Origin of the sequence: Fictibacillus norfolkensis, from assembly GCF_014836645.1 — a bacterium.
In the GTDB taxonomy this organism is placed as follows: domain Bacteria; phylum Bacillota; class Bacilli; order Bacillales; family Fictibacillaceae; genus Fictibacillus; species Fictibacillus norfolkensis.
The window spans coordinates 20,549-34,947 of record NZ_JACSQM010000017.1 but is presented as its reverse complement, the minus strand read 5'-3'; the positions used below and the strand labels follow the sequence as shown (position 1 = coordinate 34,947).

The window sequence follows — 14,399 nt, the reverse complement described above, 5'->3', positions numbered from 1 at the left end:
CTTGCATGTATTAGGCACGCCGCCAGCGTTCATCCTGAGCCAGGATCAAACTCTCCATAAAAGTGTTTGTCTTGCTCTAGTTTTAAAACTGACGGAATTAATTCTTAATTCCTTACCTATTTCTTTTGTTCAGTTTTCAAAGAACTGTGTGTTTCGTGCGCCGTTTTGTTTTGGCGACTTTAATAATATATCACGCTGAAGCACTAGAGTCAATAGCTTTCTTTAACTTTTTTCAAAAACATTTCATTGCGAAACATTTCATCGTGCTAACAGTTTATATTGTGCTGTTTCTGAGACAGCTTGATTAGTTTACCACGGTTACCAACCCGTGGCAATACCTAAATTAAAAAAGCTTCTATCCTAAGATAAAAGCTCTTCTATAAAGAGATCGTTGCGGTTTTTAAGTGCGATGATTTCACCGCTTGTTTCTAACTTGATCATCGGTCGTGTCGGTTGGCTTTCTTCTATAAACACGATCTTACCTATATCATAGTTTGTAAGTCTAACACGGCTGCCCACTGATAAGGTGGAAAGACCAGCTATCATAGCTTGCATAACTTGATGATCAAATTTCCCAAACTGATCTTTCATCATCATCTCAAGCACCTTGAATGGAGACTGCTTGCTTCTGTAGGGACGTTCAGCAGTCATGGCTAAGTAAACATCTGCTACTGCTAGAACTTTACTGAATGGATGAAGCTTATTTCCTTTTACTTTTAGGGGATAACCTGATCCATCTGTTCGTTCGTGATGTTGAAGGACACCGAGAAGGACACCTTCTTTAATAGAGGGAATCTTTTTCAGCATGTTGTAGCCTTGAATTGTGTGCTTCTTCACTTCATCAAATTCAACTGTCGTTAATGACCCGCTCTTTTTTAATAAAGTGGGCTGGACTTTTGCCATGCCGCAATCGGACAGCACGCCTGCTAGACCGATCTGTATGCAGTCTCCGCTAGAAAAGTTTAACTTTTTGGCTAAGAACGTGCTTAAGATGCCTACAGCGATTGAATGGTGGTACATATAATCAGCACTCGTAGCGTAGTGATGCAGCAACAGGATCTCTTTCGGTACACTCGATCCTTTCTCTAATACAGGCAGAATACTTTGACGTACTTCGAGCATATCGACTGGACTGCCAGATTGCCAGTTTGTGAACAATTGTTTATAACGTTTTACCGTTTGCATGTATAGTGCTGGAAAAGAAAGCTTTTCTTTTTCAAGCGTTTGAGTATGTATTTGTTCTTCAGAAATCCTTGCATCACTTCTATTATTCAGTGAATCTTTTACTTGACGTGTTGTATTCACACCAGAGGTTGATTCATTCAACACATCTATCTCTTCGATCTGAAAACGAGTAAGTACGCGCAGATGCTCAGCATTCAATCTCGTGTTTTTATTGACGATCGGCTGATTAGTCATTGAGAAGACATCCTGAACCAGCATCTGCCCAGCCTTAGCTTGGCTCGTTTTTATCTTCATACAAAAAGCTCCTTTTATTTGGAAGGTCATAATTTTATTTTACATATAAAAAAGAGGAAAATGTAGATTCATTTTCCTCTTTTTAGAAATTATTCGTTATTCTCTTCGTTTGTATCCGTTTCTGGAGCTGTTGTTTCTTCAGCAGGTGCTATACCTTCTTCACCTTCTATGATGATAGGGTCACCATTCTCATCAAGCAACTCATCCGTTTCTTCTTCACGTTCTACAACAGCAACTGTTGCTACGTGATTCGTTTCAGTCATGGTCATCAATCTTACACCTTGAGTGTTTCGTCCCATTTGAGAGATGCCTGAGATGTTCATACGAATGATGATTCCTTTAGCTGTAATGATCATGAGGTCTTCTTCATCTGTTACAGTCTTAAGCGTAACAACCGGACCGTTCTTTTCAGTGATGTTTACCGTTTTGATCCCTTTACCACCACGTGATTGAAGACGGTATTCACTCATAGGTGTACGTTTTCCGTAACCTCGGTCTGTAACGATCAAGATATCTTGTGTTTCATCTAAGACTTCCATACCTACAACCGCATCGTCATTGCCAAGAGTGATGGCTTTAACACCAGTTGCTGTTCTACCCATTGATCGAACGTCAGTCTCTTGATAACGAATCGACATTCCTTGCTTCGTTCCTACGATAATATCTTTTGTTCCATCTGTTAAACGAACACCCATCAGCTCATCTTCTTCACGAAGGTTGATCGCGAAAAGACCACCTTTTCGGATGTTGCTATAAGCTGATAACGGAGAACGTTTTGTGATCCCTTGCTTCGTCATGAAGTTCAGGTAGATCTCATCACTGTCCATATCTTCTACAGGAATAACAGCAGAGATCGTTTCACCTTGCTCGATCTGCAGCAAGTTGATGATAGGGATACCTTTTGCAGTTCTTCCATATTCAGGAATCTCATAGCCTTTTAGCCTATAAGCCTTCCCTTTATTAGTGAAGAACAGGATATAGTTGTGCGTATTTGTCGTAAACAACTGTTCAACAAAGTCATCCTCACTCGTGCCCATTCCTTGGATTCCTCTACCACCACGACGCTGTGAACGGTAAGTAGAGATAGGAAGGCGCTTGATGTAGCCTTTGTTCGTTAATGTAATTACGATGTTTGAACGAGGAATCAGATCTTCGTCTTCAATACTATTAAAGCCTACAGAGATGATCGTACGTCTAGGGTTGTCATACTTTTCTTTGATCTCGATAAGCTCTGTACGAATAATCTCAAGAATTCTTTGTTCATCTGCAAGAATCGCTCTCAATTCTGTAATTAAGGTAATAAGATCGTTGTATTCGTTCTCGATTTTGTCTCGCTCTAAGCCTGTTAAACGCTGCAATCTCATATCTAAGATAGCTTGAGATTGCTCGTAGCTTAGTTCAAACTTTTCCATTAAGCCTTCACGCGCAAGATCCGTTGTTCTTGATCCACGGATAAGTGCAATAACTTCATCCAGATGATCTAGTGCGATACGAAGACCTTCTAGGATATGAGCTCTTGCTTCTGCTTTTTTAAGATCAAATTCCGTACGGCGACGGATGATGACTTGCTGATGCTTCAGGTAATGATACAAACATTCTTTGATGTTAAGAACTTTTGGATGTCCATCAACAAGTGCAAGCATATTGATACCAAAGCTTGTTTGTAGAGCTGTCTGTTTATATAAATTATTTAAAATAACATTTGCATTCGCATCACGGCGTATCTCCATCACCATACGCATACCGTTACGGTCAGACTCATCACGAAGATCCGTGATACCCTCGATCTTTTTATCACGAACGAGCTCTGCGATCTTTTCGATCAAACGTGCTTTGTTTACTTGATAAGGAAGTTCCGTTACGATAATCGCTTGTTTTCCGCTAGGCATCTCTTCGATCTCAGCTTTTGCGCGGATAATGATGGAACCTCTTCCAGTTGTATAGGCTTTGCGAATTCCTTCACGTCCTAGAATTTCACCTGCCGTTGGAAAGTCTGGGCCTGGGATAATTTCCATCAGTTCAGGAATCGTGATATCCGGATTTTCACTCACTGCTAAAATTCCGTCGATGACTTCACCTAATTGATGAGGCGGAATGTTCGTCGCCATACCAACCGCGATCCCTGCAGCACCGTTAACGAGCAAGTTCGGAAAACGAGCAGGTAATACAACCGGTTCTTGTTCAGATCCATCATAGTTATCTTTGTAACCAATCGTGTCTTTGTTGATGTCACGCACCATTTCCATGGCGATCTTAGACATACGAGCTTCTGTATAACGCATCGCTGCCGCTGCATCGCCATCGACCGAACCAAAGTTACCATGACCGTCGATCAGCATGTGGCGGAAGTTGAAATCCTGTGCCATACGAACCATCGTGTCGTATACAGCAGAGTCACCGTGTGGGTGATACTTACCGATTACTTCCCCAACGATACGAGCAGATTTTTTGTATGCTTTATCAGCCGTCATACCAAGGTCGTTCATCGCATAAAGAATACGTCTGTGAACAGGCTTTAATCCGTCACGCACATCTGGCAAAGCTCGGCTGACAATAACACTCATAGCATAATCCATGAATGATGCTTTCATTTCCGTACTAATATTAATTTCTTTAATCCGGGAACGTTCCATTTCAGACATTCATTCTACCTCCATAACCTCTTTAGAACAGGTTTTTAAAGCCCCCTAATTTGGCGCTTAAACGCACCGAAACTGGACCTCGTCCAGCTTCAGTATCTTTTATGTTCAGCTTTCGCGGCGTTAACCGCTAAGCATTTTATATGATTATTTACTTTAAAGTAACTGCTTACCGCATGCGTGCCTTACTTAAATATCTAAGTTCGTCACATATTGTGCGTTTTCTTGGATAAAGTCACGGCGTGGTTCAACTTTGTCGCCCATTAAGATATCGAACGTTTCATCAGCTGCCATCGCATCTTTCATTTCAACCTGTAGCAATGTGCGTGTCTCGGGATCCATTGTCGTTTCCCATAACTGTGATGGGTTCATCTCTCCTAGACCCTTATAACGCTGAAGCTGCGGCTTAGGAACTTGCGGAAGTTCAGCCAGCAATTTTTCAAGCTCTTTATCATTATAGGCATACTCGATTCGCTTACCTTGCTGTATTTTATAAAGCGGTGGCTGTGCGATATAGATATAGCCATGCTCAATGATCGGACGCATATATCTGAAAAAGAACGTTAGAAGCAACGTACGGATATGTGCACCATCGACATCGGCATCTGTCATGATGATGATCTTATGATAACGAGCTTTCGTAATATCGAACTCATCACCGATTCCTGTTCCTAAAGCCGTGATGATCGCACGAACCTCGTTATTAGAAAGGATCTTATCAAGTCGTGCTTTTTCAACGTTGATGATCTTACCGCGAAGTGGCAAGATCGCTTGGAAATGACGGTCACGTCCTTGCTTAGCTGATCCACCGGCAGAGTCACCCTCAACCACATAGATCTCTGAGATGCTTGCATCTTTTGAAGAACAGTCTGCCAGTTTACCAGGCAATGCTGATACTTCTAATGCACTCTTACGTCGTGTTAATTCACGTGCTTTTTTAGCAGCAACACGCGCACGCAGTGCCATCATCCCTTTTTCAACGATTGATTTCGCAACGACCGGATTCTCTAGCAAGAATGATGAAAACGTCTCTGAGAAGATGGACTCTGTGATCTGTCTTGCTTCAGAGTTTCCGAGCTTTGTTTTCGTTTGCCCTTCGAACTGAGGATCAGGGTGTTTGATCGAGATGATCGCTGTTAGACCTTCACGAACGTCTTCACCCGTTAAGTTCGTATCGTTGTCTTTGAACAGATTGTTCTTACGGCCATAATCGTTGATCACACGTGTTAGAGCTGTTTTGAACCCTGACTCGTGCGTACCGCCTTCATGTGTATTGATGTTGTTCGCAAACGAATAGATGTTGCTTGCGTAGCTGTCGTTGTATTGGAATGCGATCTCAACCGAGATGCCGTCCTTTTCCCCTTCAACGAAGATCGGTTCTTCATGCAGCACTTCACGCGTACGGTTGATATGCTCTACATAAGATTTAATCCCGCCTTCATAGTGGTATTCCTTTACAACTGGCTCTTCTCCACGCTTATCTTCCGCAATAATACGAAGACCACGGTTCAAGTAAGCTAGTTCACGAATACGGTTTGAGAGTGTAGGGAAATCATATTCTAATGATTCAGTAAAAATTTCAGGGTCTGGTTTGAAGTGAGTACGAGTACCTGTCTTGTCTGTTTCGCCGATAACTTTAAGATCTGCAGTCGGCACGCCGCGCTCGTAAGACTGGTAATGTAGCTTTCCATCACGAGATACGGTTACTTCAAGCAGCGTTGACAAGGCGTTAACTACTGAGGCACCAACACCGTGCAGTCCGCCTGATACTTTGTAACCTCCACCGCCAAATTTTCCTCCGGCATGGAGAACGGTCATGATAACTTCAAGAGCTGGTCTTCCCATCTTTTCATGCATACCTACAGGAATCCCACGACCATTATCTACTACCGTGATGCTGTTATCTTCTTCGATCGTAATTCGGATCGTGTCACAATAACCTGCTAAAGCTTCATCGATTGAGTTATCGACGATCTCCCATACTAGATGATGAAGACCGCGTACGTTCGTAGCACCGATATACATCCCTGGACGTTTACGGACGGCTTCAAGACCTTCGAGTACCTGGATATTACTTTCATCATAATTTTGCTGTTGTTCTAACTGTTGTTCAGTCGTCAATTCGTTCACCTTCATTCCGGTTTAAAAACGCTTTATTTATAAAACCTTTATTTTATATTCCAGCCATTTTCAAGTTCGAGTCGATCAGAGGCTCTCTTTTTTAACGTAGAGGCAGAAAGAGGAGATAGGTAGATCGTTTTATCTGTAATGATTACGGATTTAGCAGCATTTTCGCTTAAATCGGTCAGTGTCTGATTGTTCTCATGTTTTTTAAGAAACTCCATAGCTAACTCAGAAGCCTTTAACGCATTGATATCCAATATCGCCAGCACATCTTTTGAATGAATGACTTCTTCATCACCTAAATGCAAAATCAATGTCCTCACCTCATTTCAGACGCTCTATAGAGCCTGCATGAACTTTGTAAGTTGCGGCTTTCTCGAGTGTTTCGTGGTGTATCCCTTCCACACTAGTCGTTGTAACAAAGGTTTGTACTTTACCTTGAATCGTATTTAAAAGATGTGATTGTCTGAAATCATCTAGTTCAGATAACACATCGTCCAACAATAGGATCGGGTATTCCCCGACTTCTGAATGAATCAGATCGATCTCAGCGAGCTTCAAAGAAAGAGCAGTCGTTCTCTGTTGTCCTTGAGATCCGAATGTCTGCACGTCTTTTCCATTCACTGAAAAAAGCAGATCGTCCCGATGAGGACCAAATAAAGAAGTTCCCCGGTCAATCTCTTTTTCTTTTATTTTACCAAACTTCAGATGAAACGCTTCTATCATTTTCGACAAGTCAAGCTCATCACATACCTCTATAGTTGGTTTGTAATGAATTTTTAACGTTTCCAACCCCCTAGATATCCCGTGATGGATCGGTTCTGCCCAACTTTGAAGCTTCTCCATGTATTTCATGCGTTTCAATGTCACTCTGGCTGCTTTATCAATAAGCTGTTCGGTTAAGATCTCGAGCATCGTCATGTTCTGCTGACTTTTATTGCGATACATCTCTCTTAATAAAGAGTTTCGCTGAGACAAAATCTTTTGGTACACAGAAAGGTCATTTAAATAAACTGCGTTAACCTGGCCGATTTCCATATCAATAAAACGACGACGCACCTGTGGACTGCCTTTTACAAGATTAAGATCCTCAGGTGCAAACATAACCACATTTAGATGTCCAACGTAATCGGTTAACCGGCGTTGTTCGATGCGGCTGATTTTCGCTTTTTTTCCTTTTTGTGAGATGACGAGACTTAAATCAAAAGAACTGTTTCTCTTTTTGATGCTACCCTCTATTTTAGCATATTCTTCGTCCCAAGATATCAACTCTTTATCTTTTGCTGTTCGATATGATCGTGCCATGGCCAAAACATAGATCGATTCCATGACATTTGTTTTTCCTTGTGCATTCTCACCTAGAAAAACATTGACCTTATTCTCGAACTCCAGAGACTGTTCTTTATAATTTCTGTAATTCCTAAGCTGAAGCTTTTCGATATGCAAAGGGATACCCCCTATTCCGTTGTTACCTTGAACTCTCCTACTTCTGGAATGGACACGACATCACCCGCATATAGTTTCTTACCTCGGCGTGTTTCATGTTCTCCGTTCACAAGAACTTCATGTTCTGCTAAATACCATTTTACCATTCCTCCTGATTGGATGACATCGGTAGTTTTCAACAGTTGTTGAAGGGTGATGAATTCGGTGTTGATCTTTACGTTTTCCATTTTAAAAAAACCTCCTGGTTGTTTCTTTGATGTGTTTGAAAGGTTGATCTGCGTTCCAGGTTGCTCGCTTTCCGGGGGGCGTGCGGTGAGCCTCTTAGTGCTCTGCACTATTAAGAGTCTCACCTGTCCCGCTGATCCCCCAGGAGTCTCGCACCTTCCACTCCGATCAATTTGTCATTGAAGAAAAAAAGAGAAAAATAAATAACAAAAAATAAAAAATAAAAACCATTTAGTCTTAGTTTCTCCAAAAAACGATGGAAATAGATGGACTTAGAAAGAAAAGAAAGCCACCGGCGATTCCGGCAGCTTTATATTTTAGTAAGTTCTTACAGGTAGAATTAATTGGCGGATCGAATCGTCTGATACGGGTTGTATAAGAAACGGTCTCATCGCCCCTGTGAACAGGATGCTGATCTCTGTGCAATCCATCACTTTTAGAGCTTCCATCACATATTTTGCGTTGAATGAGATCTTTAGTTCTTCTCCTTCGATCTCTTCTGCGATCATATGTTCAAATACTTTACCGATCTCTGGAGAATTTGATGAGAGTTCGATTGTTTGGTTATCGAGTGTTGCTAGCTTCACGACGTTGTTTCTTCCTTCTCTCGCTAATAAAGAAGCACGGTCGATCGCTTGTAAGAATTCTTTTGTCTTCAGAACAAACGTTGTTTTGCTCTCTGAAGGAATCAATTTAGATGTATCCGGATAGTTGCCGTCTAATAGTCTTGAGAACAATAAGATGTTTTTTGCTTTGAACAAGATCTGATTGTTCGTTACAACGATTTGAACTTTTTCAGCATTCTCATCAAGAATTTTTGAAAGTTCGTTCAAACTCTTTCCAGGAATGACGACGTTCTGAAATGAAAGTTCTTCACTTTGAGAATCGATCGGCATTTTACGTTCAGCTAAGCGGTGACTATCTGTTGCAATACAGTTTAGAACACCGTCAGTTAACGTCCAATTAACACCTGTTAGGATAGGGCGTGTTTCTGAGGTGGACACCGCAAAGACAGTTTGGCGAATCATTGCTTTCAGGAGATCACTTTGGATCTCAAAGACTAAGTCCTCTTCGATCTGCGGTAATCTAGGGTATTCTTCAGGATCTAATCCTAAAAGGCTGAATTCAGAAGCGCCTGAACGAAGAGTTGTTTCAAAACGCTCACCTACTTCAATCTCAACAGAATCGTTCGGAAGTTTTTTAACGATCTCTGAAAAATAACGAGCTGGAAGTACAACACTTCCTTCTTGCTTCACTTCGATATGTACAAGATCTCCTTCTTCAACCGGTATCAGTCGTTCAATTGAAATATCAGAATCACTACCAGTCAGATGAACACCATCATATGTGACTTCCATTTTGATTCCCGTAAGAATCGGAATTGTTGTTCTTGAAGATACAGCTTTCATTACATCTTGAACAGCTTCGATCAACTGGTTTAACTGAATCTTAACTTTCATTATTTTGCCCCCCTGATATTTATTAAAATCTTTTAAAAAAATAGTAGTAATAGTACTAGGCGCTGTGAATGTGTGGATAACCCTAGAAAACAAAGATAGAACAGCCTATCCACATGTGGACAGACTGTGTATAAAGTAACTGCAGTTATTCACAGTATTCAGTGTTGTTTATTTAGTTGGATTTCAGCTGATCATGAATTTCTTGCACTTTTCTTTGCAGAACATGATCCGTAATCAGCATAGTAGAGATCTTTTCGTGAGCATGAAGAACCGTTGTATGGTCACGGCCTCCAAATTCCTCACCGATCTTAGGTAAAGAATTATCGGTTAGTTCACGAGAAAGATACATCGCGATCTGTCTAGGAAAAGCAACAGACTTTGTTCGTTTCTTCGCTGTAAAATCTTCTAGCTTCACATTGTAATGCTTGCCAACTACTTCTTGTATATGATGAATGGTTAAAGTTCTTGGCTTTGCAGAAGGAATAATGTCGCGAAGTGCTTCTGCAGCAAGATCTGCATTCATATCTTGGTTGATGAGAGAAGAATAAGCAACAACACGAATGAGTGCACCTTCTAACTCTCTAATGTTCGTATCAATCTGATTCGCGATATAAAGCATCACTTCGTTTGGAATATCAAGGCCTTCTGCTTTCGCTTTTTTCCGCAGAATCGCAATACGCGTTTCTAAGTCAGGAGGTGTGATATCCGTAATAAGTCCCCATTCAAAGCGGGATCGAAGTCTGTCTTCTAATGTCGGAATCTCCTTTGGAGGCCGATCACTAGAGATGACAATCTGCTTGCTTTCTTCATGAAGTGCGTTAAATGTATGGAAAAATTCCTCTTGCGTTTGTTCTTTTCCTGCAAGGAACTGAATATCATCTATTAAAAGCACGTCCACGCTGCGAAATTTGTTGCGAAACTCAACCGTTTTATTGTCACGAATCGAGTTGATGAACTCGTTCGTAAATTTTTCGGATGATAGGTAAACTACCTTCGCCCCAGGATTATGTTCCAATACATAATGGCCGATCGCATGCATTAAATGGGTTTTTCCTAATCCAACGCCACCATAAATAAAAAGCGGGTTATAAGCTTTTGCTGGTGCTTCAGCAACAGCTAATGAAGCGGCATGAGCAAAACGGTTTCCAGAACCGATAACGAATCGGTCAAATGTATATTTGGGATTCAACATACTTTGGGAAACTTCTTCGTGAGGCTCTTTTGCTGCTTTTGGGGCTTTTTTCATGGAAAGTTCCAGATCTAAGTCTAGTTCTGTCTGATTTTGTGGAATGATGAATTTTACGTCAAGCGCTGCCCCTGTTACGTCCAGCAGCGTCTCTGAAATGATACCTGCATATCTGGATTCCAGCCAGTCACGGGCAAACTCATTTGGCGCAGTAATTACGAGCGTATCATTTTGTAATGCATGAGCCGTTGTTGATTTTAACCAAGTCTCAAAGCTAGGTTTACTGACTTTTGTTTCGATAGCATCAAGTGCTTTGGACCATAGGTCGTTTATGTTTTCCAACCAATTTACCCCCCTTATCTCTTTCGAATCATCCTATTTCAGCAGACATTTCCCTGTTGTATAAGAATTGTACACCCAGTGAATACCTATGAATAAAAATAAAAAGTCCACACCTTATGTGAATGATAATTAATATAGTAGATAATAGGATTATGAACAGTAAAACCTTGTCTGTGGACAACCTTTTTAACAGCTTTTGAAATCTGTCCACAAGTTTATCCACAGGCTGTGAATAACTTTATTAGCTGTGCAGGTTGTTAACGAGTTAAAACACAACTAGCATATCAAAAATAATCAGGCTTGGCAACGAGTTATTGTTACTTATCCACAACGCCCATACCTTGTGTAGAAAAGTTGTCCACAACACTAGATTTTGTGTAAAACGTGTCGATAATTGGTGTGGATAATGAAAAACATGTCGAAAAAGATGTCCACAGGTTAGGTCATGAGGATTTTGGTGAAGCTTGTAGAAGGAGAAATAGTGGGTTGACTCTGTTGGATTTGAAAGTAGTTGATTTCCGTTACAGATGCTCGCTTTCCACGGGGCGAACGGTGAGCCTCCTGCCGCTACGCGCCATTAGGAGTCTCCACCTGACCGCTCGTCCCGTAGGAGTCTCGCATCTTTCACTTCAATCAAGCTGCAATGAAGTAGAAAGAACAATTAACGCCTGATATTATCTACGGTGATCGTGAGAATGATCTAGAATGAATTTTCACTTGCAGGAATCAATGCTGGATCTCATGTTCTTAGACTTGTAAGGGAAAGACTTTTTAACAGAGATCATCCACTTTCAAAGGCAAAAAACTTGCAAATAAACACAAACTTAAAATCCAGCTTGACAAATTTATAGGTCAGTCATTATACTTTATTAGACTGTCTTTTATAAGAGATATCCTCAGGGAGGTGTAATATACATGAAACCTACATTTCAACCAAACAACCGTAAGCGTAAGAAGGTACATGGTTTCCGTGCACGTATGGCTACTAAGAACGGTCGTAAAGTTCTAGCTCGCCGTCGTCAAAAGGGAAGAAAAGTGTTATCCGCATAGGCCACTGACATCAGTGGTCTTTTTTTACTTTTATAGAGAGAATTTTGCTCACTCCGAGTCCGTATTTTCTGTACGATGTCGTTTTTTCGAAGTAAAAGGTTTTATATGAACGAAACAGGCCGATACTGGGTGATGATCGAAACAAAAAGACTTTGGAATGAGATTGCATAATTGATGGAGTGTTAAATGAATGAAGAAAGAACAGCGCATCAAAAAAAATGAGGAATTTCAAGAAGTCTTCAAAAAAGGAAAATCAACGGCTAATCGCCAATTTGTAATATACAGTTTAAGAAAAGAAGATCAGCCTGTTTTTCGAATCGGTCTTTCTGTCAGCAAAAAAGTTGGAAAAGCCGTCACGAGAAACAGAATTAAACGATCGGTTAAAGAAATCTTCCATAAATATAGTGAACAGCTTCTTTCAGGCAGGGATTACGTGGTTATCGCGAGAATACCTACTGCTAACATGGACTTTCACGAGATGGAAAAAAGTCTGCTTCATGTTTTGAACAGAGCGAACGTTTTAAAAAAGAGGGTGTAAAAAAATGAGGTCCTTATTTATAGGGATTATTCGTTTTTACCAGCTATGGATTTCCCCGCTAACACCGCCTTCATGCCGCTTTTATCCGACTTGCTCGCATTACGGTATAGAAGCTTTCAGGCGTCACGGTGTATTTAAAGGAATGTGGCTAACTTTTGTCAGAATTTCAAAGTGCCATCCTTTTCATCCCGGAGGCGTTGACCTCGTGCCTGAAAAAAGAGACAATAAATAATTGAGATAAGATTTATGATTTTAAGGAGGATAAGAGTTTGCGTAAGAAAATAGGTTTACTGATTGCCCTTTTCGCACTCATGGCTGTCCTATCAGGATGTGGAACGATGGATCCCATCACAGAAGACAGAACGGGAATTTGGGACACATATTTTGTATATCCGTTATCATGGTTGATCACATACTTTGCGACCCTAACTGGTGAAAACTACGGACTATCGATCATTATCGTAACATTGATTATCCGTACTGCGCTTCTTCCGTTAATGATTAAGCAAACACGCAGTTCTAAAGCGATGCAAGAAATTCAGCCTGAAATTCAAAAGCTACGTGAGAAGTACAAGTCGAAAGATGCGAACACACAACAGAAATTACAGCAAGAAACGATGGCTTTGTTCCAGAAGAACGGAGTTAATCCGCTTGCAGGTTGTTTACCTTTATTGATTCAAATGCCGATTCTTTTAGGGTTTTACCACGCGATCATGCGTACGGGTGAAATCGCGAACCATAATTTCCTTTGGTTTGACTTAGGAGATCCGGATCCGTTTTATATCTTACCGTTAGTAGCCGGTTTAACGACATTCTTACAACAAAAGATCATGATGGGCGGAATGGATAATCCAAATCCGCAGATGAAGATGCTTTTATACATCATGCCAGTAATGATCGTTGTATTTGCGATTAATTTCCCAGCTGCACTATCTCTATATTGGGTGATCGGTAACATATTCATGATCGGACAGACATATTTCATTACGACCCCAATGAAAAAGAAAGAAAACCAAGTTGATGGGGGAGCTAAAAAGTGAAAAAGGTACAGGTAACAGGGAAAACGGTTGAAGAAGCAGTAGCAGCAGCACTAGAACAACTTCAGACTTCAAAAGATCAAGTAGAGATATCCGTTCTAGAAGATTCCAAAAAAGGTTTCTTTGGACTTGGCGGGAAGCCAGCAGTTGTTGAAGTAACAGTGAAAGCTGATCCTGTTAAATCCGCGATCGACTACCTAGAGGATGTTACATCCAAAATGGGAGTGCCCGTTACCATCACACAGCGACAGGAAAATGATCATCTTGTGCTGGATTTATCCGGTGACAAAATTGCGATTTTAATTGGAAAACGTGGACAAACGCTTAACGCGCTTCAGCTTTTAACGAATATGGTTGCAAACTCTGATCCTGCAAGCAAGCATGTAAAAATTGTGCTTGATGCTGAAAACTATCGTACCAGAAGACAAGAGTCACTAGAGCGGTTAGCCGAGCATTCTGCACAAAAGGTGTTTTTCACAAAGAAAAGCTTTGCTTTTGAGCCGATGCCTGCTAACGAAAGAAAAGTGATTCATTTAGCACTCAAAGAAAACAGAGATGTTGAGACTACGTCTGAAGGGGTAGAACCTTTTCGCAAGGTTGTAATCCGCCCGACATCCTCAAGCAAAAGATAAAAAAGCTTCAGAGGTTTATCCTCTGAAGCTTTTTGTTTGCGTTCATCAAATTATGATAAGCACGCATTTTAGTTAATCATGGGAGCACATTTAAGGTCATTTTTAAGCTTCATTTCAGCCTCGTTTTCTTTACTGTGAGCACATTATGCGATACACTATTTTTTATTGTGGATATTTATGTCCATTTTTACTTAACCATTATCACAGCAACGGATTAAGGCCATACTAAAGGTAATTTATA

Annotated in this window: 13 protein-coding genes and 1 rRNA gene; 5 read left to right on the top strand and 9 right to left on the bottom strand. The window is 40.8% G+C overall.

Annotation, left to right across the window (positions count from 1 at the left end):
• From H9648_RS20175 to dnaA, 9 genes are all read right to left on the bottom strand, one after another.
• A 16S ribosomal RNA gene (locus H9648_RS20175) occupies nt 1-61 on the bottom strand; the annotation flags it as partial.
• Between the two features lie 299 nt (nt 62-360).
• Nucleotides 361-1,479: an HD-GYP domain-containing protein gene (locus H9648_RS20170; RefSeq protein WP_191755498.1), complete on the bottom strand. Its 1,119-nt coding sequence runs from the start codon at nt 1,477-1,479 to the stop codon at nt 361-363.
• A gap of 89 nt (nt 1,480-1,568) precedes the next feature.
• Nucleotides 1,569-4,121 carry a DNA gyrase subunit A gene (gene gyrA, locus H9648_RS20165; protein WP_191755497.1) on the bottom strand — a complete coding sequence of 851 codons (2,553 nt, stop codon included), beginning with the start codon at nt 4,119-4,121 and terminating at the stop codon, nt 1,569-1,571.
• Nucleotides 4,122-4,307: 186 nt separating this feature from the next.
• A complete protein-coding gene (gene gyrB, locus H9648_RS20160) occupies nt 4,308-6,254 on the bottom strand; it encodes a DNA topoisomerase (ATP-hydrolyzing) subunit B (RefSeq protein WP_191755496.1) in 1,947 nt (648 codons plus the stop codon).
• A 32-nt stretch (nt 6,255-6,286) separates the two neighbouring features.
• Nucleotides 6,287-6,556 carry an extracellular matrix regulator RemB gene (gene remB / locus H9648_RS20155; RefSeq protein WP_191755495.1) on the bottom strand — a complete coding sequence of 90 codons (270 nt, stop codon included), beginning with the start codon at nt 6,554-6,556 and terminating at the stop codon, nt 6,287-6,289.
• 10 nt (nt 6,557-6,566) lie between these two features.
• The gene (gene recF / locus H9648_RS20150) at nt 6,567-7,688 is read right to left on the bottom strand and encodes a DNA replication/repair protein RecF (protein WP_191755494.1); all 1,122 of its coding nucleotides are present in this window, start codon (nt 7,686-7,688) and stop codon (nt 6,567-6,569) included.
• A gap of 11 nt (nt 7,689-7,699) precedes the next feature.
• On the bottom strand, nt 7,700-7,915 hold the full coding sequence (yaaA, locus tag H9648_RS20145) for a S4 domain-containing protein YaaA (protein WP_066399568.1): 216 nt from the start codon (nt 7,913-7,915) through the stop codon (nt 7,700-7,702).
• A 315-nt stretch (nt 7,916-8,230) separates the two neighbouring features.
• Nucleotides 8,231-9,373 carry a DNA polymerase III subunit beta gene (gene dnaN, locus H9648_RS20140; RefSeq protein WP_191755493.1) on the bottom strand — a complete coding sequence of 381 codons (1,143 nt, stop codon included), beginning with the start codon at nt 9,371-9,373 and terminating at the stop codon, nt 8,231-8,233.
• A gap of 172 nt (nt 9,374-9,545) precedes the next feature.
• Nucleotides 9,546-10,901, bottom strand: coding sequence for a chromosomal replication initiator protein DnaA (gene dnaA, locus H9648_RS20135; protein ID WP_191755492.1), 1,356 nt, complete (start codon nt 10,899-10,901; stop codon nt 9,546-9,548).
• Nucleotides 10,902-11,816: 915 nt separating this feature from the next.
• Between dnaA and rpmH the strand changes: the two genes are divergently transcribed.
• The 5 genes from rpmH to jag all read left to right on the top strand — a co-directional run bounded on the left by rpmH (nt 11,817) and on the right by jag (nt 14,158).
• Nucleotides 11,817-11,951 carry a 50S ribosomal protein L34 gene (gene rpmH, locus H9648_RS20130; protein ID WP_007201576.1) on the top strand — a complete coding sequence of 45 codons (135 nt, stop codon included), beginning with the start codon at nt 11,817-11,819 and terminating at the stop codon, nt 11,949-11,951.
• Nucleotides 11,952-12,141: 190 nt separating this feature from the next.
• Nucleotides 12,142-12,489 (top strand): ribonuclease P protein component, encoded by a 348-nt coding sequence (gene rnpA, locus H9648_RS20125; protein WP_066399560.1) that lies wholly within the window; start codon nt 12,142-12,144, stop codon nt 12,487-12,489.
• A gap of 4 nt (nt 12,490-12,493) precedes the next feature.
• Nucleotides 12,494-12,721 carry a membrane protein insertion efficiency factor YidD gene (gene yidD, locus H9648_RS20120; protein ID WP_082861542.1) on the top strand — a complete coding sequence of 76 codons (228 nt, stop codon included), beginning with the start codon at nt 12,494-12,496 and terminating at the stop codon, nt 12,719-12,721.
• A gap of 37 nt (nt 12,722-12,758) precedes the next feature.
• Nucleotides 12,759-13,529, top strand: coding sequence for a YidC family membrane integrase SpoIIIJ (gene spoIIIJ, locus H9648_RS20115; RefSeq protein ID WP_191755491.1), 771 nt, complete (start codon nt 12,759-12,761; stop codon nt 13,527-13,529).
• The gene (jag, locus tag H9648_RS20110; RefSeq protein WP_066399554.1) at nt 13,526-14,158 is read left to right on the top strand and encodes an RNA-binding cell elongation regulator Jag/EloR; all 633 of its coding nucleotides are present in this window, start codon (nt 13,526-13,528) and stop codon (nt 14,156-14,158) included. The genes spoIIIJ and jag overlap by 4 nt, the downstream gene beginning before the upstream one ends.
• The last annotated feature ends 241 nt before the right edge of the window (nt 14,159-14,399 follow it).